15 protein-coding genes and 2 pseudogenes are annotated in these 22383 nt (G+C 40.3%); 10 read left to right on the top strand and 7 right to left on the bottom strand.

The window, feature by feature from the left end:
- The first annotated feature begins 5 nt into the window (after positions 1-5).
- Together GWK51_RS01735 and GWK51_RS01730 are read left to right on the top strand one after the other, a co-directional pair.
- Positions 6-611: a ComF family protein gene (locus tag GWK51_RS01735; protein WP_161932431.1), complete on the top strand. Its 606-nt coding sequence runs from the start codon at positions 6-8 to the stop codon at positions 609-611.
- 45 nt (positions 612-656) lie between these two features.
- Positions 657-938, top strand: a complete 282-nt coding sequence (locus GWK51_RS01730; protein WP_161932430.1) for a hypothetical protein — start codon at positions 657-659, stop codon at positions 936-938.
- Positions 939-1175: 237 nt separating this feature from the next.
- Here the strand turns inward: GWK51_RS01730 and GWK51_RS01720 are convergent.
- From GWK51_RS01720 to aspT, 4 genes and pseudogenes are all read right to left on the bottom strand, one after another.
- Positions 1176-2334 (bottom strand): annotated as a pseudogene (locus tag GWK51_RS01720) (IS3 family transposase).
- 61 nt (positions 2335-2395) lie between these two features.
- Positions 2396-2545: pseudogene (locus GWK51_RS16555) on the bottom strand (IS481 family transposase); the annotation flags it as partial.
- Between the two features lie 376 nt (positions 2546-2921).
- Positions 2922-4526, bottom strand: a complete 1605-nt coding sequence (locus GWK51_RS01715) for a bifunctional aspartate transaminase/aspartate 4-decarboxylase (protein ID WP_161932429.1) — start codon at positions 4524-4526, stop codon at positions 2922-2924.
- Between the two features lie 51 nt (positions 4527-4577).
- Complete coding sequence (aspT, locus tag GWK51_RS01710) at positions 4578-6263, bottom strand: aspartate-alanine antiporter (RefSeq protein WP_161932428.1); 1686 nt, start codon at positions 6261-6263, stop codon at positions 4578-4580.
- A 522-nt stretch (positions 6264-6785) separates the two neighbouring features.
- Here aspT and GWK51_RS16550 point away from each other — a divergent pair.
- The 3 genes from GWK51_RS16550 (at position 6786) to tpgA (ending at position 14506) form a co-directional block, all read left to right on the top strand.
- A complete protein-coding gene (locus GWK51_RS16550; protein ID WP_235941037.1) occupies positions 6786-6905 on the top strand; it encodes an ESPR domain-containing protein in 120 nt (39 codons plus the stop codon).
- A gap of 155 nt (positions 6906-7060) precedes the next feature.
- Complete coding sequence (locus GWK51_RS01705) at positions 7061-13651, top strand: YadA-like family protein (protein WP_328703723.1); 6591 nt, start codon at positions 7061-7063, stop codon at positions 13649-13651.
- Positions 13652-13711: 60 nt separating this feature from the next.
- Positions 13712-14506, top strand: a complete 795-nt coding sequence (gene tpgA / locus GWK51_RS01700) for a trimeric autotransporter adhesin/peptidogylcan-associated protein TpgA (protein WP_161932427.1) — start codon at positions 13712-13714, stop codon at positions 14504-14506.
- Between the two features lie 327 nt (positions 14507-14833).
- Here the strand turns inward: tpgA and GWK51_RS01695 are convergent, their stop codons facing one another.
- The 3 genes from GWK51_RS01695 to GWK51_RS01685 form a co-directional block, all read right to left on the bottom strand.
- Positions 14834-15181, bottom strand: a complete 348-nt coding sequence (locus GWK51_RS01695) for a hypothetical protein (protein ID WP_161932426.1) — start codon at positions 15179-15181, stop codon at positions 14834-14836.
- A gap of 208 nt (positions 15182-15389) precedes the next feature.
- Positions 15390-16052 (bottom strand): hypothetical protein, encoded by a 663-nt coding sequence (locus tag GWK51_RS01690; protein WP_161932425.1) that lies wholly within the window; start codon positions 16050-16052, stop codon positions 15390-15392.
- A gap of 87 nt (positions 16053-16139) precedes the next feature.
- The gene (locus tag GWK51_RS01685; protein ID WP_161932424.1) at positions 16140-16838 is read right to left on the bottom strand and encodes a DUF3820 family protein; all 699 of its coding nucleotides are present in this window, start codon (positions 16836-16838) and stop codon (positions 16140-16142) included.
- 235 nt (positions 16839-17073) lie between these two features.
- On the opposite strand from GWK51_RS01685, the gene GWK51_RS01680 reads away from it, so the two are divergent.
- The 5 genes from GWK51_RS01680 (at position 17074) to hemL (ending at position 22379) form a co-directional block, all read left to right on the top strand.
- Positions 17074-18300: an alpha/beta hydrolase gene (locus GWK51_RS01680; protein ID WP_161932423.1), complete on the top strand. Its 1227-nt coding sequence runs from the start codon at positions 17074-17076 to the stop codon at positions 18298-18300.
- Positions 18301-18454: 154 nt separating this feature from the next.
- Complete coding sequence (glyA, locus tag GWK51_RS01675; RefSeq protein ID WP_100241631.1) at positions 18455-19708, top strand: serine hydroxymethyltransferase; 1254 nt, start codon at positions 18455-18457, stop codon at positions 19706-19708.
- Positions 19709-19874: 166 nt separating this feature from the next.
- Positions 19875-20279 carry a nucleoside diphosphate kinase regulator gene (rnk, locus tag GWK51_RS01670; RefSeq protein WP_142769128.1) on the top strand — a complete coding sequence of 135 codons (405 nt, stop codon included), beginning with the start codon at positions 19875-19877 and terminating at the stop codon, positions 20277-20279.
- A 136-nt stretch (positions 20280-20415) separates the two neighbouring features.
- Positions 20416-21036: a thiamine phosphate synthase gene (gene thiE / locus GWK51_RS01665; protein ID WP_161932422.1), complete on the top strand. Its 621-nt coding sequence runs from the start codon at positions 20416-20418 to the stop codon at positions 21034-21036.
- Between the two features lie 41 nt (positions 21037-21077).
- Entirely contained in the window at positions 21078-22379 is a 1302-nt protein-coding gene (gene hemL, locus GWK51_RS01660; protein ID WP_161932421.1) for a glutamate-1-semialdehyde 2,1-aminomutase, read from the top strand.
- Positions 22380-22383 lie beyond the last annotated feature (4 nt).

Here is a 22383-nt window from a genome sequence, read left to right as displayed (position 1 = left end):
GAAAAATGTTAAATCTAAACTATAGTAATTTCGAAAAATCATTTGCACTATTTTATTATTTGAAAAATACAGATTTAACGCATGTTAGTAACAGAATTCTGTCTTTGAAAGAAGGTGATTTTGGAAGTTTTGGTGATTACTGTACGGATATTATGGCTACTACTTTTAAAGATGAAAAAATTAAATTCTGTGTAAGAGCATTATCAAGTAATGAAAGTGAAGTTTTGCCACAAAGTAAAATTGGTACTCAAAAAATAGGATTATCACTAAGTAATAAACTTTCTTTAGATTATGTGCCTCATATTTTAGTTAAAAAAATAACTAAACCTATGCATGATATATCGAGTAAAGATGAGCGAATTTCGAATATTTTTGGTAGTTATAGTTTAAATGAAAATATAGTATCTGGTATTGATTTTAATGATCAAAAGGTATTGATTATTGATGATGTTTCTACTACAGGTGCTACTGCTCATGAAATAGCTAGAACTTTGCGTACTCATTGGCCATTAGTAAAATTGTATTTTGCTTGTGTTGCTAAAACTAATAATCAACTAGGAGATGGTGCAAATAAGCCTCTATTAAAGGAATATAATTTTATAAATGTTTAATGGTTTAACAAATTATATAGAAATTGAATTTTTAAAGGTGTAGTAATGAGTTTTTGGAATAAGTTAAATAAATTTACAAGTGACATAAATTTAGTTGTTAAAAAGCTAGAACAGAAAACGGCTGAATTAGATCAAAAGACAGCGCAGTTCTGTGAAAAGGAAAGAGTCAATGATTTTTATAAAATCAAAAATGATTTAGTTGGCTTAAATGAAAAGCGCATTGAAGTTGGTCTTAAGGAGATTACTATTTTTGATTTCTTTAAAGATCGTCCTGAATATGAGGATCTTCTAGAAAAAGAAAGAAAGGAGCATTGCCAAGATATCTAAAATAAGTCGATCATATCTGAAAAATATATTTTTTTGGCATTAAAAGGGATAGGTCAGAGGATAATTATTATTTAATTTTACTTTGGTTGAAAACGGATTTGTTGCACAAACCTATCTCTAAAGGCTTATTCCACAATATAATTCTCCAATGAATAAGCCTACACCTAAAATTTATCGTACAACCAATTGGTCTTCATATAACCGAGCACTCATTAATAGCGGAAATATTGCCTGATCCTAGACAATATTACAGACAGTCAATCCCTCTAAATTCTTAAAATATTTCTGTTCAAATGCTTCAGGACTTAACCAGCCATTTGCAGAATGCCGTCTAATTCGATTGTAGTAAATCTCAATATATTCAAATAAGACAGCCTTGGCTTCTTTTCGGGTAGTAAACACACTACGGTGTACCACATGACCTTTTAATGTGTGAAAGAAGCTTTCTGTTACTGCATATCCCAGCAGTTGCCTCTGCGTGACATGCTTTGGATGCAGTTATTCGTTAATAATAGCGCTCTAAAATCTCGACTACAGTATTGTGAACCTTGGTCAGAATGTACCAGAGTTCCTATTGGATAGCCTTGACGAGCCATTGCATAATTAAATGCATCACACACCAATTGACGGTCTATTCGATGGCTAGTTTGCCAACCCACGATACGACGACTAAATAAATCTAGCATCACGCATAAGTACAACCAACCTTCTTTGGTATGGATATACGTTATGTCAGTTGTCCAGACTCTATTCGGCTGTATGACTGTAAACTGGCGATCTAACAAATTCGGTGCTGTCGGCAAACGATGATTTGAATCAGTCGTATGCTTATATTTACGTGCAATCTTGCTGCGTAAACCGAGCTTTTGCAGTATTCTCCCAACTGTACGTTCACTCATGCAGTAACCTAAATCATGCATGTCGTGCACCAATGAAGGTGCTCCTAAGCGAGCGTGGTGCTGCCAATATACAGCTTTTAAATCAGTATACTTCTGCTTGACGTAAATCTGTCTCTTTCGCCAAGCATAGTAGCCCGACGTGCTAACACCTAGGCATTTACAGGCAGAAGAAGTCGTAATTTCAGTCATAGCTAGACTCTTGATTACCGTGTACTTTTCTTGGCATTATCTGTCAGGAAGTACACATGCGCCTTTTTTAAAATATCATTGGCTTCCCTGAGTTGTTTGACTTCTTTTTCTAAATCGAGAATACGCTGTTGCTCTGGCGAGAGTTGGAGTTTGCTTGAACCTGCTGGATTAGCTTCACGAATCCATTTATCTAATGTTGAATAACCCACACCTAGTTTCTGGGCGATTGCTGCGACAGACTCGTGCAAGTTTGAAAGTGCGTAATCTATTGCTTGCTGTTTAAATTCTGGACTAAAGCGTTTAGCCATTTTTACATCTCCAAAGTTAACATTACGTTAGCTTTAGAGGGACTTTGTGTCCATTATTTTGGCTAGGATCAGATCTCCCAACTTTACCGTAATGCTTAGGAGTCCGAGATTTGATATATCGATGGTAAATAGCCAGATCATTTAAATGCCAATGAAACTTTGTTTGGAATTCATGACCATTATCTGTTTGAATGGTGTGAATACGGAATGGGCCATATTTGTCTAGGAGAGTGGTGGCAGTCCAGTATATATTTAGTATAAAAAGCGTATTAAGTTTTCACGGTATTTTTTACGGTATATAGAAAATTTGAATAAATTTAATAGTTATAAATCAATTATTTAATTGGTTGATAAGGTGCGCGCTGAGCGCACCAAATTATTTATTTATAAATTTAATAACTTAATGCCTAATTTAGCGTAATTGAAAAATTCATTCAGTTTTGATTTATCTCCAAAATTTACTAATCAGTTCTCTATTTCACTTTAAATTTTCTCTTCAAAGTTAAAAGATCATGAAATTCTTTAAATGTTAAAAATGGGCTTTGAAAGCCCATTTTTATCTAGCCCTTAAACTATAAACTGAAAAACTACTTCGATTTTTTCTTGAAGGTCTTTTTATATTCCTCATGGGCTTCTTCTGCAAAACTACGTAATGAATTTCCAATTGCGGCATACTGAAATTCATTTAAATTTGCTAATGAGGCTCGTGCAGAAGGATGTTGCACACCAAACCCAGAACCTGGTAACAGTACCACGCCTGTTTCATCTGCTACGCGGAATAATAATTCAGTTGGATTTTTATTTTTCATAATCCAATCAGCAAATTCATCACCATATAGTGTACGCGAGGTATTTTCTAAATTGACCAGAGTGTAGTAGTCAACAGCATTTGGATCCTGTGGAATTTCAACACCCAGTTGACGATACAGTGCAGCATCACGTTCACGGACGACTGATTTCACAGCTTTTTTATAGTTTTGGCGTGAATCCATCATATTAAAGAGTGCAAAGAGCACCATTTGAACTTGTTGAGGGGTTGAGAGTCCAGCTGTGTGATTTAAGGCAACATTGCGACTGTCGGCGACAAGGCGGTCAATAAATTTGATACTCGAAGGATCGGTCGTGAGTGATGAATAACGCTCTTCGAGTTCGAGCTTATCTTTTTTTGAGAGGTCGGCAATTTTCTTGTCTAATATATTGTTGTTACTCAGCGCAATAACACCGAGTCTCCATCCTGTGGCGCCAAAATATTTTGAAAATGAGTAAACCAAAATCGTATTGTCAGGGCAGATGGCAAATAAAGATTTAAAATTATCCGCAAAAGTTCCATACACATCATCAGTGAGAATAATCAAATCAGGTCGTTTTTTGACGATATCCGCCAAAATCGCCAAGCCTTCATCACTCATTTTTACGGAAGGAGGATTACTTGGGTTGACCAAAAAGAATGCTTTGATAGATGGATCTTCTAGTTTACGTAATTCAGATTCTGAATATTGCCAACCTAAGTTTGGATCGGCTTGAATCAGTACTTCTTCCAATTGATAATCATTGAGTTTAGGAATCTCCAAATATGGCGTAAAAATCGGTGTGCCGATTGCGATTCGATCTCCTTTTGCAATGATCTTATTTTCTTTAAGGGAGTTAAAGATATATGCCATTGCAGCAGTACCTCCTTCAACAGCAAACAGATCCAAGCCTTCAGGCGGCATGCCTTGGATGCCCATTTCTCGTAAAACATATTCTTTAATAATTTTTTCACTGACGCGCAGCATTCGATCAGGAACAGGGTAGTTACAGCCTAGAATGCCTTCGACCATTTCAAGTAAAAAGGCATCTGGATCAAGTCCCAATTGATCACGGACATAGGAAATCGCTTTACCTAAAAATATTACACCAGCTTTGTCTCTATTTTCGAGGACAAAATGGTCAAAACGTGATTGCAGTCCTTCAGGTCGTGGAAATCCACCTAATCCCTCAGGCATATAGGAAAATGAAAATTCTGATTCGGTTGCAGAGAATAATCCGAGCTGAAAAAATGCACGACGGGGGATGGTTGCAAGAAAGTTCGGATTTCCGCGACCTGCATTCAGCATCATTCGATCAGTATGGCTTTGCGCTAAGGCAATTAATTCATCTTTAAGTTCAAACGGACTTAGTTTTGCATATTTTGAGTAATCAACATTCCCCATGGGAAGTCTCCTTTATTATCTTGAAGTGTAAAAGTTGTAGATCAAAATGAGTTAAGCTAAACCGACAATCAGTGGTCCGAGTAAAGTTAAAAATACATTCGCTAATGCATAAGTGATGGCAAAAGGTACTGTCGGAATAGAGTTTCCTGCTTTATCGAGTACTCCACCGAATGCAGGATTTGCACTGCGAGCACCTGAAAGTGCACCAGCCATGACAGCGACGTTGTCATAACGAAGTACATAACGCGCAAAGAACATGGAGAGTATTAACGGAACAAGGGTAACCACGACCCCAATCATGAACAGCGAAAGACCACTTTCTTTAATGGTTTGAATTGCTTGCAGCCCAGACTGTAGTCCGACTGCCGCAACAAAACCTGCCAGACCTAAATCTTTAAGGAGTTGAGATGCCGCCAAAGGCATATTGCCATGCACTTTATTTCGACTACGGAGCCAACCGAATAAAAGCCCTGACAAGAGTGCACCACCACCTGCACCTAAGGTGAGGGGAACGCCGCCAATACGAACAACAAATAACCCAATCAGCAAGCCCACGACCAAACCAGCTCCATGAAAAATCCAATCCGTTTTTAGACTTTCTGGTAGTGCTTTACCTGCCTCTTTAATTAAACGGTCTAAATCACTTTTCGTACCGTATACCGTGACGACATCACCTTGCTTTAAAATGGTGTCATCACTTAGGGCTTGAGTTTCTTCATTACGTTGAATGCTGAGAATATATATGCCGTGCTTTAAATAGGCTGGGGTGTTGGCTTTAATATCACCTAGCGTGCGATCAATATATTTGGAGTTTCTAAGAATCACATCGCTGGTATCCATGATCATCTCCATGCCTTGCGAGGACTGGAGTTCAGATCCGATATTTTCAGAGATGGAAACAACACTTGCGCGACGTCCAACAACGAGTACAACGTCATCTGCTTGGAGTGTCATTTCGGGTGTAATATCAAGAAGTTGGTTATTACGTTTCAGTCTTTCAATGGTGAAACTAGGGACTTTGCTCTCTATCTCTGCAATGGTTTGCCCTGAGGCTTGTTGTACTTTATAAATACGTCCAACAATCTCGGGCATGGCCAGTTCTTGACCTGGTGCTAATTCAAATGCGCCTTTTAATCGTTCAGATTGTGCTTTTAAAGCATCATCATGAATTTCTCTCCCCATAAATTTAGGCAAGATATTCACGCATACAATGATCGCACCAAGCGATCCGAAAATATAGGTGACCGCATAGCCAATTGCGACATTGGCTTGCAGTTTCTGAATTTCAGCAAGGGGTAAATCTAAACGAGACAGCGCATCACCCGCTGTGCCAATAATCGCAGATTGAGTCATGCCACCTGCGGCTAAACCAGCAGCCAGGCCTTTATCTAAGTTAAAAATCTTTGCCATGATCAGGACCGTAATCAGTCCACTGATTGCCATAAATACGGCAAGCAAAATTTCTTTTAACGACTGCGGTCCTAGAGATTTAAAAAATTGAGGACCACTTTCAAAACCCACTGAATAAATAAATAACGCAAATAAAATGGCTTTAACGCCATTATCTACAGGCACACCAATTAGACTTAATACCACTGCTACAAGTAAAGAACCCGCGACACCTCCGAATTGAAATTTTCCGAATTGAAACTGACCAATCCAAAAACCGATAGCCAGTGATAAAAACAACAGTATTTCAGGACTATGCTTTAATTCATTTTGTAACCATTCAATCATGCCTATGGTCTCACTTTATTATTGGGTCAATATATTTCTTTCGAATTTATTTAATTTTTGTGTTTAGAAAATACGCTGCAAATAACTATTTCGCAAACTGTAGTCTTTCTTTATTAGGTTGGAATCTCTGTTTTTTTTTATTTTTATAAAATATTGAGTTCTTAAAAATTAATAAAATTAAAATGTGTAAACAGAATCTATTATTTTAAGTGATTGATGGAAATAAAATAATTAACTTCGAGGTGGTTTTTTTTGATTTTTATTGATGTTTGATAGAAAAAATGTAGTGTAACTTTGTGTAAATAATAAAATGAAATTAAAAAATGTATAAATATATGAAAATTATAATTATAAATTTATTTAAATTGTCTGTTATGAGTGTTAAGTATTTCTAAATTGTTCTAAGAATGTATCATTTGGTAAACAATTTTGAAAATTATGAAGAAATTGTGCATTTTAATATCAATAAAAAATTACGCTTCTTTTAATAATTTAAAATGCTTTTTATAAAAAGGTAATAATATGAATAAAGTGTATAAGTTAGTCTGGAATGCAGTTTTAGGATATTGGGTTGCTGTCTCTGAAACTGCGAAGGGCAAAAAAAATCTTCGATCAATAAAATCATTAAAACATCAGCCATAGTACTATCAATTTTATATTCTGGATTTTCTCAAGCTCAGGATATTAATGATGATCTGAATGTAAATGGAAATTTTTCAGTTATTGGAGACGCCTCCCTGACAGGTGGCTTAACCTCTACAGGTGATGTCGTTGCCAATGGCGTTTCTCTCATTGATGTGAATAATAATCTGACACAGACCCGAAGCGATTTAACCTCATTGGATGATCAAGTTAATAATGCTGCAACAGGTTTGACGACAAAGGTCTCTCAGTCTGATTTCGATGTTTTAAATAATCAGGTGAATGATGCTAATACAGGATTAGATACTAAGGCTTCGCAATCGGATTTTAATACCCTGAATAACCAAGTCAATGATGTTAATACAGGGTTAGGCAGTAAAGCATCTGAAGCGGATTTAAATACACTAAAAAACCAGACATGGAGCTTACAAACCAACGGTGGTTCTACAACAACGGTCAAGGCAACAGACACCATAAATTTTATAGATGGGAGAAATATTGCTGTGACTAACACAGGTACCAATATTTCAATTGCAACCATCGATAATCCTGAATTTAATACGGTTAAAATTGGTGATTCAAGCAATAGTACCACCTTATCCAGTGGTCCAAATGGTTTGGACATTGGCGGGGACAAGCTGACAAATCTGGCAGATGGAAATATTGCTGCAGGTTCAACTGATGCGGTGACTGGTGGTCAGATTAACGATTTGCTTTTCCAAAGTGGTCAGGGGATTAAATATTTTCATACCAATTCGACTTTGGCTGATTCTGAGGCAACAGGTCTAAATTCTGTTGCTATTGGTCCTATTGCAAAATCACAAGGCGAGTCATCCATTGCTGTCGGGCATTTTTCGAATGCTACAGGCTTAAATAGTATCGCGGTCGGAAATACTGCAAATGCATTAAATGATTATTCGATAGCTTTTGGTAAAGAAACGGGGGCGCTCGGCACGAACTCGACATCTATTGGTAATGGTGGTCAATCACGGACACTGACACCCACCTACAATGTTTCAAATACGCAAATCGTAGCGATTAATGGCATTCCTGTCACTGCAACAAGTACCGACATTTCAAGTATTACGGAGATTAACGGTGTAGCTGTTACACCTGCTCAAGTGACCCAGTTTGTCAGTGCTATTCAAAATGGCGCGAATATGGCGGTTGGGGACAAAAGTGTTTCACTAGGGGCTTCAACTTTGGCGGGTGGGCCATCTAGTATTGCTGTAGGGAATACCGCACTAGCAACAGGTAGCAATTCAAATGCAATTGGTAATGGGGCAAATGCAGCAGGCAATAATTCTAACGCAATTGGTACTTCAGCTTCCGCAGCGACCAATGCGACTGCACTTGGTAATGCTGCGGCGGCTGGTGGTAGTGCCAGCGTAGCGGTTGGTAATCAAGCGGTATCTGGTGGTGCACATTCTGTGGCTGTGGGGGATGGGGCTAAAGCCAGCGTTGCAGATGGTGTTTCAATTGGTAATGATGCAGGGGTAGGATCTATAGGTTCGGGTACGGTCGACCGTAATGGCCATATCGCAATCGGGGCAAATTCTGGTCAAAATATTGCGGGGAATCAGTCTATTGCAATTGGTGTGGGCGCAGGCAGTAATGCGACGGTGAATACAACTAGCTCTGATTATAATATTGCCTTAGGTACAGATGCTGGGTCAAATTTATCTGGTAATCAGAATATTTCTATAGGTTTTGGCAGTAATAAAGACCGAAATGAGACTATACAAAGCTCTGTCGCTCTTGGTGCTGCAACTTTTACTGAGAGTTTAGCTGTGGCTGTAGGTACGCGAGCGAATGCTGCTCAGGGAGGGATAGCCTTAGGTTATGATTCCAGTGTAATAGGAACATCAGGGGTTGCCATTGGTTTAGATTCTGTTGCCAGCCAAAGTGACGTTGCCTTAGGTTCAGGCAGTATTGCTCAGAATAATTCATTGGGTAATGGTTATATTACCAATGTGTCTGGTGGTGTTGGTGGTTTCAATATCGTTTCGGTTGGTAATGACAATGAGCAACGTCGTATTACCAATGTCGCAGATGGTTCTAATTTGCAAGATGCGGTGACGGTCAATCAAATTAAAGCGCTACAAAGTGATATTATCCGCGTGATGGGCGCGACAGATTCCACTGGAAACCCTGCAACTATTGATAGCAATGGTAAGTTGCCATTAATCAAAGTGAATGTTATTGATCCATCGACAGGCAATACCAGTCAATTGCCTACTACAATTCAAGATGCGTTTAATTTATTGGGAAGTGGGCAAATTGGTGGCATTGTGCCCGATGCAGTGTTGTATAACTCAGATAAATCAGTGGTAAATTTAGTTGGCACTGATGGAACCATTATTCGTAATGTGAAGGCAGATGATAATGACCTGACTTCTGCCGTTAATGTCGGACAGTTAAAAGCAGCTGTAGAAGAAGCTGGACCGCAATACTTTTCAGTAAAAACAGGCGATATCAATAATAAAAATAATACGGGCGCAAGTGGTGACAATTCACTAGCGATTGGTCCAAGTGCAAGTACTTCCACGCTTGCAGTCGGCAGTATTGCATTAGGGAATAATGTTATTGCTGCTAGAGAGCGAGCTGTGGCAATCGGTGCGGGTGCAGGTGCTGTGGGTGCTTCCTCAATTTCGATTGGTGATTCTTCTATTGCAACAGGTACAAATAATATTGCAATGGGGAAGAGTGCTGAAAGTAGAGGTGAAGATACAATTGTGATTGGTAATGGCTCTGAAGCCGATGGAACTAAGTCCAACTATGCGGTTGTCGTCGGTAGTGATTCAGAGGTCAATACTGCTGATCAAGGTATTGCGATTGGACGTCAGGCGCTTGCTCAAGGAGACAATGGTACTGCCATTGGTTATCAGGCTAAAGTTAGTGGTGCTCAAGGGGTTGCATTAGGGCGTTTTGCGAATGCGAGTGCAGAAGATGCGATGGCATTTGGGGATAATTCTAAAGCTTCAGGCGTGAGTTCAACGTCTATTGGTTCTGATGCAAATAGTACCGCACAAGATGGTTTAGCGATTGGTTCACAATCAAAGAGTTTCGCGGCAAAGGCAACAGCAATCGGTCAAAATGCTGAAAGCTCTGGTGAAAATGCGATTGCTGCTGGTACAAACAGTGTCAGTCGTGCTCGAGATGCAACCGCGATTGGTAATAATGCAACTTCTAATGGTGTGAATGCTATTGCGCTGGGCAAACAGTCTAATGCAAATGCCTTGAATTCTGTTGCTATTGGTACCAGTTCATCTGCACTGTTGGAAGATGCTGTTGCTATAGGAAACAGCGCTTCAGTAACGGCAAAAGGTGCATCCGTATTTGGTAAGTCGGCAACGGCTTCGCATGAAAATGCTGTGGTGCTTGGAAATAATTCGGTTTCTGCGGCTTATGTCGCTACGCCATCTACCATCATTAATGGGAAAACCTATAACTTTGCAGGTGCTCCAACGACATCATCAAGTGTCAGTGTGGGAGATGTTGGCTCTGAAAGAACCATTGTAAATGTTGCCGCAGGGCGGGTCAGTGCTGCAAGTACAGATGCAATCAACGGCAGTCAACTCTATCAAACAAATCAAGCCATTACAGATTTGGCAGATACAGCATTGAGCTTTGCAGGTGATACTGGTACCAAAATAGACCGAAAACTAGGAGAGCAGTTGAATGTTAAAGGTGGTGCGACAGGGGTGCTTACCGATAACAATATAGGTGTGGTCGCAGATGGTACAGATACGTTACAACTGAAGTTGGCAAAAGATGTAGACCTTAGTGCTCAAGGTAGTTTAACTGTAGGGACATCTAAAGTAACGGATGGTCAGGTTGAAATTAAAGACAGTGCCAATAACAGTTATATGAGTACCTCAACTCAAACCGTGATCAGTTCAGGTACGAGTAGTAATATCAGCAATGCCAGTAGTATTAACTTAAGCAATGCAAGCAATAATGTCCTGCTGAGTGGTACATCAGGTACGCTGACTGGGTTGACCAACAAGACACTTACAGAGGCGGATTTTGCTACAGTTGGACGAGCTGCGACGGAAGAACAGCTTAAATTGGTCAATGATGTTGCCCAAAATGCCAATAAAGGTTGGAACTTAACTACCAATAAAGATGTGAGTAGTACTACAAATGTTGCACCTGATGCGACAGTCGACTTTTCAAATAGTGACAATAACTTACTGATTAGTAATATTGGGGCTGATATTGATTTGAAGCTGGCTGAAGTCGTGAATGTTGGCGGGCTTTCAGGTGGTGCAACCATTGCCATTAATGGCAAAAATGGCACGATTACAGGTCTGACCAATACCACTTTCGACCCAATCAATTATGTGTCTGGACGTGCTGCAACCGAAGATCAATTGGCAACGCCGCTGACATTTGTGGGCGATAATGCTGGTGTCAATGTCGATCGGAGATTGGGACAGCGTTTAAGTATAGTTGGTGGTGAATCTGTAGCGGCCAATCTGACAGACAATAATATTGGCGTCGTAGCAGATAGTACCGATAATAAGCTCACGATAAAACTTGCCAAAGATATTAAGCTCGACAGTGTTAATGCTGGTGGAACAGTAATCGACAGTAAAGGCTTAACCTTTGTGAATTCGAGTGGTGGTGCAGTCCCGAATTCACCAAGCGTTACCGTGACAGGTATCAATGCGGGAACCAATAAAATCACCAATGTTGCTGCGGGTGATATTACCGATAGTTCAATGGATGCTGTAAACGGCAGTCAAATCAAACAAATTATTGATAAAGGTTTTACGGTTAGTGCAAATGCAGACACTGGTGCAAAAGACACGATTGCGTTGGGTGAGAATGTTGATTTTAATGCAACGGATAGCAATATCAAAATTATCAATACAGGGAATAATGGGATAACTTTTGGTTTAGAACCTGTCGTTAAAATTGGACCTGCTACAGGTGGAAATCCTGTGATTGTGAATGGTAATACAGGTACGGTAACAGGCTTAACCAATAAAACCACAATCAGTAGTGACTTTGCGACAGCTGGTCGTGCAGCGACAGAAGAACAGCTTAAAGAGATGCAGACGGGTCTGAACAATGCTGGCTTTGCTTTAAGTGCGGAAGATGGCAATACCATCACTAAGCCATTGGGTGAAAGCATTGAGGTGATTGGGGCAGATAGTAATATCAGTACCAAAGTCTCAGGGGGTAAAGTTCAAGTCGAATTATCTAAAAATATTGATCTAACCAGAGCAGGTAGTTTAACGGTTGGAAAAAGTAAGGTCACTGATGGCAAAGTTGAGCTAAAAGATGGTAATAAAACCAATACCAGTACCATAGATGGAACGTTAGTCAGCGATGGAACCAATAGTAGTCTGATTGGCGCAGGCAGTATTAATCTTGGTAATGGTCTGTACCAAACCCAAATGGGACCTACACAAATTATTGTTGGAGGTGCAAACCCTGTGAAAGTAAATGGTTCGACAGGAACGATTGGGGGGTTAACCAATAAAACTTTCGATCCCAATAATTATGTCAGTGGACAGGCAGCGACAGAAGATCAGTTAAAGTCACTTAGTGACAGTGTGCAAAACTCAAATAAAGGCTGGTTGTTAACTACAAATGGATCAAAAAGTCCGAATGTTGTGGATTCTACATCTATCGTTGATTTCTCGAGTAAAAAAGGAAACATTGAATTTGGACTCGCAGGTACCGATGTTACGGTCGAGTTGGCAGATGATATAAACGTTAATAGTGTCACGGCAGGAGATGCCGTCATTAATTCAGATGGTCTAACGATTAAGGGTGGACCAAGTGTGACCAAAAATGGCATAGATGCAGCAGGTAATAAAGTGACTAATGTTGCCGAAGGTAGTATCGCTCAGTACAGTAAAGATGCAGTCAATGGTAGCCAGATTCACGACATTATTGGAGATGGGGCTTTCCAAGGCGGTGATGGCAATACCATCGTGAACATTGGGGGAACAGGGGCAACTAACATCAATGATGCAATTAGCTCAATCAATCAAAAAGCTGGGCAACATTCCACAGTGGTTTCTGGTCAAAACATTACAGTGACAGAGACCAAGAACAGTGCTGGAGGTAAAGAATTTGTTGTGGCGACTGCAGATGATGTGAAGTTTAACTCGGTCACTTCAAATACGGTTACCGCAAATAATGTAAAAGTAGGTGATGTTGCGATAGACCAAAATGGTATTAATGCAGGGAACAAAAAAGTGACCAATGTCGCATCAGGAGAAGTTTCTAGTACCTCAAAAGATGCCGTCAATGGTTCGCAACTTCATACTTCAAATCAATATATTACGACCTCATTAGGTGGGGGCGCAAAATATGAAAACGGACAATTCACAGCCCCTACTTATAATGTAAACAAGGGGACATACCATAATGTAGGTGATGCTTTAGGCGCACTCAATCAAGCTGATATTGATTTGGGCGACAGAATTACCAATTTAGGAGATCGAATCGAGCAGGTATTCTATAACACCAATGGGCGAATTGATGATGTAGAGAAAAAGGCAAATGCAGGTATTGCAGCAGCTATGGCAATGGAAGGTGCACCATTTGTAGCAGGAAAATTCACTTATGCTGCTGGGGCTGCATACCATGGTGGTGAAAATGCGGTTGGGGTGACATTGCGTAAGACGGCTGATAATGGACGTTGGTCATTTACGGGAGGTATGGCAGCCGCTTCACAGGGGGATCCAAGTGTACGTATTGGATTCAGTGGTGTACTTGATTAAGCCTATTATTAGTCATTTAGTTTTGTCCACTTAATTAGAATATAAAAGAGAATAACAGCTATGAAAAATAAACTTCTTTATGGTATGTTGCTGTGTGCCCCCTTATCGATTCAGGCTGCTGAAACTGTGACACCTACAGCACAGCAAGTGAGTTTTCCTAAGCAAAAGAAAAGCTATTTAAAACAAGTTAAACGCTATGAAGTCAATGATATTGCGCGATTGGATATTGGTCTGGATAAGAATCAATTTCGGCATATTTTAGGCAATCCTCAATTTAATGAAGGCATCTTTGGACCCAAAATATGGAATTATGTATTAGATATTCGGGTTCCTAACACGCAGCGATATCAACGTTGTCAGCTCAGGGTCGACTTCGACCGAAAATCTTTATCTGAACGGTTGAGTTGGAAGGGCGAAGACTGTGAAAAGTTGGCAGCATATTCAGAGCAAGATATAAAACCTAAACCTTTACAACCTGCGGCTGAGCCTGCTACTACAGAAAGTGCTATTGATATCCTGTTTGAGTTTGATCGCTCCGATTCTGCAGGTATTGTGACAGGTGAAAACTCAATAAATATACTTGCAAAAAGGATTAATCAAGCTGGTGGTACTGGTCCTGTCATCGTGTCTGGATATACAGATCGGTTAGGCTCGGACACCTATAATCAAAAATTATCTCAGGCACGTGCAAATACTGTGGCGCAGTTATTGGTGCAGTATGGAGTGTCGCCGCATCGCATCCGAATTGAAGCTAACAATAAAACTGATTTATATCAAAGTTGTGAAGGCGCTCAGCGCAGTGAAAGTTTAATTCATTGTTTAGGTCCGAATCGACGTGTGAATGTGGATTGGTGAAAGGCTAAATATTAAAATATTTGATGGATTTTCAGTCAATAGAGGTTTGTTATAGCGCTTGTAGCTTAATGTCACAGCCACTTGCCAATTAAAGCGCATCGTCCTATATTAAAACTACAGTAGCTAGCAACACTAAGAGCTACGAAGTAGTTGGACGGATCATTGACAGCTAATTGAATTTGCAACGTAAAGTTCAAATAAATAATCAGCACTAGCCATCCAACATAAAAGAACTCGCAGAAATGCGAGTTCTTGCTGTGTATAGTATTCAATTTTAAACCACAATATCTTTGATGGCTTATCTATAATCAACTTAATTTTTTCAGTTTATTTCAATTGTAGTTCTACATCATATTTTCCAAATTCTTGAATCAGCTCTTTCAGCATTTTTATAGCAATCAGATTCTCTGTATCTGGACGTAACTCTATGGCGTGTTCACCATCAAAATAGCTCATAGTTAAGATTTCCCAGTGATGATCAAGCGAACTTTGGTGGATTTCTAAATTCAGTAATTGTATGTTCTGGTTCATCTGCTGTGGAATCACACTATGAATAATCAGTTGCAGTGTTTCACTGTTTTCTCTGCGTGCAGGAAAAGTAATCACCCAATTACCTACCTTTTTCAGTTGTGCGGGATGATCATCTGGATGAAAAACAAGGTGGATTGGCATCATTGCTTGCCCCTAAATTGTTCTATTTCACCGATATTGTGTTTCCTAAAGCTATAACGCTTAAGTCGAAGAATTGGTATCTCAAGCGTTGCAAGAAATATTTAAAAATAAGAAAGAGCAGCAAGGCTCTAATAAATATAAGCTTTTAAAATTCATAAATATGCTGCTAAGTGTCAATTCCACTGAGCTTAAACAAAATATCTCTTAAAGTTTATGCTGGATTGAGTCGTTGCAGCGAAAAATTAATCTGATGCAAAATCCGATTCAACTCTTTCGGTGGAATGCGAGTTTCTTGTAATTGGGTAATCCACTGCATTTGGCAGAGTTTTAAAGAGCGCAGATCTTCAGCACCTTGAATGCGCATTACCAGTTGTTTTGCCATTAGCCCACAATATTTCTGTAGAAGCTGTGCCATTAAATATTTTACATCTTCAAAATCCAGTGCGACTAAATCTTCAAATGCAGGCTCAGCGGGTTCTGGTACAGCAGGTTGAACAATCTGATCATGAGAAAGTAATGCCGCCTGAGTTTGTGGATCAGCAGGTATTTCTACCTGAAAGTTTGGTTCGGTTGTTGGCGTTAAAACGGGATTGCTTGAATGCGGAGTTGGCGAATTTTGTGGTTCAGCTAAAGGTTCTACAGCTTGAATTTCTGGCTCCGCCATCGCTTTAACGCTGGAAGCCATAATCAGCCCCATTTCGCTCAGTTGCTCAATCAATTCAGGTGGAGCAAGACGCTGCTTGAAGATTTCGTTCATGGACTCAAAATCTTCAGTTCCAATCAGAACCAGTAAGCGGCGTTGACGAGCATTTAATGGCAAGCTACGTTGTTTTAGTGCGTCATGTCCTAGTTGTGTTTTAGAATAGTGAATCATGTCTTAATTTATTCCATGAGATAAATTAAGCAGACTATACTGTGTGAAAATTACACTATTGTTAAAATTTAATTACAAATCATAGATTTATAATGTGACTAAACTCACATTTTCTAATGCTTTGCGCAAGTAAGGATCAAGATCATCTTGGCGCAATAACCACTGTATATAGTCAGCAGGTAGATCTGAAATATTGGTACCACGATGCTTGCCAAAGTTAATGCTGCGTGGAATGCGCGCATCTTCAGAAGCTGCATATAGCTCTTCCATACTGTTAATATTTAGTTGATGCACGATGTGCATTAAAATATTGGCAGTCAGAATAATATCCATATCGGCGCGATGCGCTTTTTTAATCATCTCGCGCGCTTTTTCACTGCCTTTACTGATCATATAAATTAAGGCAGAGATATTGTGCGCTTCGGCATCTGGCCAGACACGACGTGCCAGTGCCAAGGTGCAAATTGCTTTAATCGAGCTGGAATTAACACCACATTTTTCAATCGCCCGAATATCATAATCAATATTATGTCCAATAATGTATTGCGTATCGGGCGGCAGGGTAAAGCTGCTGTAGTGCGGTTTGTTTAGTAAATCTGATTCAAGAATATGGTGTACAGCCATCGCCGCAAAAGAAATGGGCTCATCGACACTATACAGTTGGTCAAATAGCTTCGATTTATCCAAAGTCAGTTTTCCATTCTGAACATCAATAGGTGCATATGCAATTTCAATGGGTTGACCATTTAAGGTATGAGTTTCTGTATCCAGAATAATGGCTTGCATATGAAAATCCTAAGGTGCAGCTGAATGGCTCAATTTAACATTTTCAGGGGGAGTGAAACAAATCTAAAGGAGGGGTTTCATCTGCTCCTGCAAGCTTTTTACTTTAGAAAATGGCCGAATCAGCTTTTTTAAGATTGAATTTAAAATAAATTGAACAGAAACAGAAAAAAGCGTAAAAATAAAACGTTGCTGAAAAATTAAGCAAAAACAATAAAAATTGAATAAGGAAATAACCATGCACAAGAAATTGCTGATTGCGATATTCACCAGTTCCACCCTGTTGTTGAGTGCATGTCATGATGATGACCATGACTCTTATGTCTCTGGCGATAGTATTCCTAAAAATAATATTGTGAATCCGGTGGTGACGACACCAACTGCTTATACCCTAACGGATATGTCTGCAACTGCGGGTGGAAGTGTGGTCATGACCTATAAAATGCTCGGTATGAATAATACTGAGGTTCAAGCAACAGCTTTGGTCTTTACCCCTAAAACAGCACCACCAGCCAAAGGTTGGCCAATTGTGGTGTGGGCACATGGAACAACGGGTGTAGCCGATATTTGTGCACCGAGCCGAAGTCAATTAAACACCTATATCCAAGCCATGATTGAAGGTTTGCTCGCTGCGGGATATGTCGTGGTTGCGCCAGATTATGAAGGTTTGGGTGAGCCTGCCAATGATGAGTTACATCCATTCTTGAATGTAAAGAGTGAAGCCTTTTCAATTACTGATGCTGTAGTGGCAGCACGAAACTATTTAGGGAATAAGGTATCGAATCGCTGGATGACTGTTGGGCATTCACAAGGTGGACATGCCGCATTAGGCGCAGCGCAATATCAATCGCGAGCGCAACTGGACTATAAAGGTACGGTAGCGGTTGCACCTGCATCCAATCTTGAATTGATTTTAACTGCGGGTGAAAGTTTAGCGGCACAACAAACGGATTTAACCGAAAAGATTACCACCTTAGCGTCTTTAGATACCTTTACAGCTTTAATTACCGCAGGCTTACGTAATCCAAATCCTACTTTGCAATACAGCCAAGTGTTTAAGTCCCCAACCGACCAAATTGCCGATAATGCTGAAACGGACTGTTATACCTCTTTGGGGCAGGAGTTTGGTTTAGGGATGCAGGCTTATGCACAAACGCATGCAGGGGATATTAGCAATTATCCGCGCACCCAAAGTGGCTTTATGAATCTGTCACCAGTGCGTAAATTTTTGGATACCGACTCGCAACCATTACAAGTGAAAATTGATACGCCGATTATTATTTATCAAGGTGCCATGGATACGACGGTTCCAAAAGCTGCCACAGATACTTTACTGAGTGGAGAGGCTGCTAAAAACTCGCAAATTACCTATAGGACTAATACAACTTGGGATCATGGCACGGCTTATGTGTTGAATATTCCAAATATTTTGGTAGACGTACAAACATTAATGCCAATTCAATAAGTTGGTTTGAACAACTCGGCTCATGTTTTTATCTGCATGAGCTTTTTTTGTGTAAAACAGCGCAAACTTCATTCTCAAAATTTACAAACTTCATGCTACAATACGCGCCAATCTTAGCACGGCTTAAAAGCCCTAAATACATAGGACCTCGCTAATGTTTGCCAATATCTCTATTGCTGAATTTGATCCAGAATTAGCTCAAGCAATTTCTAACGAAGACGCTCGTCAGGAAGCTCATATTGAGTTAATCGCATCAGAAAACTATTGCTCACCAGCAGTAATGGAAGCTCAAGGATCAAAACTCACTAACAAATATGCAGAAGGCTACCCAGGCAAACGCTACTATGGCGGTTGTGAATATGTAGACATCATCGAACAATTGGCAATTGACCGTGCTAAAGAGTTATTCGGTGCTGATTACGCTAACGTTCAACCACATGCGGGTTCACAAGCAAACTCAGCTGTTTATTTAGCTTTACTTAACCCAGGCGACACCGTTTTGGGTATGAGCTTGGCTCACGGTGGTCACTTGACTCACGGTGCGAAAGTAAGCTTCTCTGGTAAAACGTATAATGCAATTCAATACGGTCTAAACCCAGAAACTGGCGAGATCGATTACGAAGAAGTTGAGCGTTTAGCAGTTGAACACAAGCCACGTATGATCGTTGCTGGTTTCTCTGCGTACAGCCAAATCGTAGATTGGCAGCGTTTCCGTGACATCGCAGACAAAGTAGGTGCATACCTTTTTGTTGATATGGCTCACGTTGCTGGTTTAGTTGCTGCGGGTGTATACCCAAGCCCAGTACAAATTGCTGACGTAACAACAACTACTACCCATAAAACTTTACGTGGTCCACGTTCTGGTTTAATCCTTGCAAAAGCAAATGAAGAAATTGAGAAAAAACTTCAATCTGCTGTATTCCCAGGTAACCAAGGTGGTCCATTAGTTCACGCAATCGCAGCGAAAGCAATCTGCTTTAAAGAAGCGATGGCGCCTGAATACAAAGCGTATCAACAACAAGTGGTTAAAAATGCTCAAGCTATGGCTGAAGTGTTAATCGCACGTGGTTATGACGTGGTTTCTGGTGGTACTGAAAACCACTTGTTCTTGTTATCTTTAATCAAACAAGACATTACTGGTAAAGATGCGGATGCTTGGTTAGGTGCTGCTCACATCACTGTGAACAAAAACTCTGTACCAAATGATCCACGCTCTCCGTTTGTTACTTCTGGTATCCGTATTGGTACTCCAGCAGTTACGACTCGTGGTTTTGGTGAAGCAGAAGTTCGCGAATTGGCAGGCTGGATTGCTGACATCCTAGATTCAAAAGGTAGCGAAACTGTAATTGCAACAGTGAGAGCGAAAGTTGAAACTGTATGTGCTAAATTCCCAGTATATGCAAAATAATTTAGATTTTGCTTGAGAAGCCTCCCTCAAGGGGGGCTTTTTTTATTGCTATACAAAATGCCTATCATCACCATTCTTCATTTTCTGCTATAAATAATTGAGTAAGTGAAAATAAAGAACATACAACGTAAAACTTAAAACATAAATTTTTGAGAAGGACGGTTTTATGGATAAACCTACCATTATTGTTTCTGCACAGGATCTAAATCGTTTAGAAACCATGTTAGAACATCAATCGAAATTAACACCGACTATGGAACATTTGGAAGATGAGCTGGCACGCGCAAATGTTGTTGCCCCACAAGATGTTCCTGCCAATGTTGTGACCATGAATGCACGGGTATTGGTGATTATTGCCCCTGAAACGACAGCAACGGAAATTACCTTGGTGTATCCACACGATTTTCGTGGCGATAAAGGCCAAGTGAATGTACTGGCACCAGTCGGTGCAGCAATTTTAGGACTGTCTGAAGGTCAGGAAATTGAATGGCCCCAACCCGATGGACATTTAATGAAAGTCAAAATTGAACGTGTACTTTATCAACCTGAACGTGAAGGCAATTATTTATAAGTTTGGCGCTGAACATACGGAATTAGCGCAAATCTGATCTGTCGTAAAGCCATCATAATGCTATGATGGCTTTTTTATGAAATCTTAGAATCTATGTTGAGTTAGATTCTTTAAACAGTTGTGGAAAGGCGTTTTTATGCGTGGTTTATACCTCATTACCAATGATGATCCTTTAAATGTTTTGCTGGAAAAATTACACGCAGCTTTGGCAACGGGACAGGTTGCAATTCTCCAGTATCGCCGTAAAAAAATAAGTCTGGCAGAGCAACCTGCGGAAGTGGAACAAATCAAGGCATTATGTGAGCAATACCATGTTCCATTTGTGATTAATGATGATTTGGCTCTTGCAGAACAATACGGATTGGGTGTGCATTTGGGGCAGGATGATGGTGAAATTGCCGATGCAGTTGCGCGTTTACCGCAAGGCGTCATTATTGGTCGTACCTGCTTAAACTCTTTGGCATTAGCAGAAAAAGCCATTGCGGAAGGTGCCACCTATGTCGCATTTGGTGCAGTCTATGCGACAGCAACCAAGCCTGAAGCAGGCAATGTGGGAATTGAAGTGATTGCTCAGGCAAAGCAAAAATTTGCGCTACCGATTTGTGCGATTGGGGGCTTAACTGTTGAAAATTCAGCGCTTGTGATCAGCAAGGGGGCAGACCTTTGCGCGGTAATTAGTGATATATTAGCGTTGAATGTAGCTGACATCCCATCCCGTGTGCATGCATGGGCACAGTTATTTGCCAAAACTGCATAATGTTGTAAGTCGATTATTTTCTTTTTAGATTGAGTGAATTCATGAGTTTATCTCCAAAGCAAGAACAATTATTTAAACAAGCCAGCAAACATATTCCGGGTGGGGTGAACTCTCCTGTGCGCGCGTTTAATGGTGTAGGTGGTACACCGGTTTTTATTGAAAAAGCGCAAGGTGCCTATTTGTTTGATGTGGATGGTAAGCGTTATGTAGATTATGTCGGCTCTTGGGGGCCGATGATTCTTGGCCATGCACATCCTGCGATTATTAAGGCAGTTCAAGATGCTGCGGTAGATGGTTTGAGTTTTGGTGCACCGACCGTACATGAAACGACTTTGGCAGATGTAATTTGTGAAATCATGCCTTCAATTGAAATGGTGCGTATGACCAACTCAGGCACCGAAGCCACTATGACGGCGATTCGTTTGGCACGTGGTTATACAGGTCGTGACAAAATTGTGAAATTTGAAGGCTGCTACCACGGTCATTCAGACTCACTATTAGTGAAAGCGGGTTCAGGCTTATTGACCACAGGTGAAGGTGAAGCGACTTCTGCGGGTGTGCCTGCTGATTTTGCCAAGCACACGTTAACCTTACCGTATAACGACATTGCGACATTAAAAGAATGCTTTGCCAAATTTGGTGCTGAAATTGCTGGTGTAATTGTCGAGCCAGTTGCAGGTAACATGAACTTGGTGAAGCCTGTTGAAGGCTTCTTGCAAGCGATTCGTGAAGTATGTGATGAACACGGTTCAGTCTTCATTATTGATGAAGTGATGACCGGTTTCCGTGTTGGACTGGGTGGTGCGCAAGCATATTATGGTGTGACACCAGACTTAACCACTTTAGGTAAAATTATTGGTGCAGGGCTACCAGTCGGTGCTTTTGGTGGTAAACGTGAAGTGATGGAATGTATTGCACCACTAGGTAAAGTCTACCAAGCGGGAACATTATCAGGTAATCCTTTGGCGATGCGTGCAGGGATTGAAATGTTTAAGCATTTGCGCCAGCCAGGTTTCTACGAGAACTTAACTGCACAATTAGCAAAATTACTCGCAGGTTTACAACAAGAAGCCGATGCTGCGGGGATTCCTTTTAAAACCCAACAGGCAGGTGCGATGTTTGGTCTGTACTTTACCGATCAAGAAGACATCACCAGTTTCGATTCGATGTTGAAATGTGACGTTGCGGCATTCCGTAAATTCTTCCATGGCATGTTAAATCGTGGTGTGAACTTGGCACCATCAGCATTTGAAGCAGGCTTTATTTCAAGTGCACATAGTGATGAAGATATTGCGTTTACCATTCAGGCAGCCAAAGAAACTTTTGCTGAAATGAAAGCGTAATCCA

This window comes from Acinetobacter kanungonis (genome assembly GCF_009939195.1).
Classification (GTDB): Bacteria; Pseudomonadota; Gammaproteobacteria; order Pseudomonadales; family Moraxellaceae; genus Acinetobacter; species Acinetobacter kanungonis.
The sequence above is the reverse complement of the archived record's forward strand: the minus strand, read 5'-3'. Positions and strand labels throughout refer to the sequence as shown.

What these genes read in the sequence shown, in the direction of transcription:
- rnk (WP_142769128.1), top strand. Translation starts at nt 19,875, where the DNA reads ATGGATAAACCTACCATTATTGTTTCTGCACAGGATCTAAATCGTTTA.
- aspT (WP_161932428.1), bottom strand. Translation starts at nt 6,263, where the DNA reads ATGATTGAATGGTTACAAAATGAATTAAAGCATAGTCCTGAAATACTG.
- hemL (WP_161932421.1), top strand. Translation starts at nt 21,078, where the DNA reads ATGAGTTTATCTCCAAAGCAAGAACAATTATTTAAACAAGCCAGCAAA.
- thiE (WP_161932422.1), top strand. Translation starts at nt 20,416, where the DNA reads ATGCGTGGTTTATACCTCATTACCAATGATGATCCTTTAAATGTTTTG.
- GWK51_RS01735 (WP_161932431.1), top strand. Translation starts at nt 6, where the DNA reads ATGTTAAATCTAAACTATAGTAATTTCGAAAAATCATTTGCACTATTT.
- GWK51_RS01690 (WP_161932425.1), bottom strand. Translation starts at nt 16,052, where the DNA reads ATGATTCACTATTCTAAAACACAACTAGGACATGACGCACTAAAACAA.
- GWK51_RS01715 (WP_161932429.1), bottom strand. Translation starts at nt 4,526, where the DNA reads ATGGGGAATGTTGATTACTCAAAATATGCAAAACTAAGTCCGTTTGAA.
- GWK51_RS01695 (WP_161932426.1), bottom strand. Translation starts at nt 15,181, where the DNA reads ATGATGCCAATCCACCTTGTTTTTCATCCAGATGATCATCCCGCACAA.
- GWK51_RS01680 (WP_161932423.1), top strand. Translation starts at nt 17,074, where the DNA reads ATGCACAAGAAATTGCTGATTGCGATATTCACCAGTTCCACCCTGTTG.
- GWK51_RS16550 (WP_235941037.1), top strand. Translation starts at nt 6,786, where the DNA reads ATGAATAAAGTGTATAAGTTAGTCTGGAATGCAGTTTTAGGATATTGG.
- glyA (WP_100241631.1), top strand. Translation starts at nt 18,455, where the DNA reads ATGTTTGCCAATATCTCTATTGCTGAATTTGATCCAGAATTAGCTCAA.
- GWK51_RS01730 (WP_161932430.1), top strand. Translation starts at nt 657, where the DNA reads ATGAGTTTTTGGAATAAGTTAAATAAATTTACAAGTGACATAAATTTA.
- tpgA (WP_161932427.1), top strand. Translation starts at nt 13,712, where the DNA reads ATGAAAAATAAACTTCTTTATGGTATGTTGCTGTGTGCCCCCTTATCG.
- GWK51_RS01685 (WP_161932424.1), bottom strand. Translation starts at nt 16,838, where the DNA reads ATGCAAGCCATTATTCTGGATACAGAAACTCATACCTTAAATGGTCAA.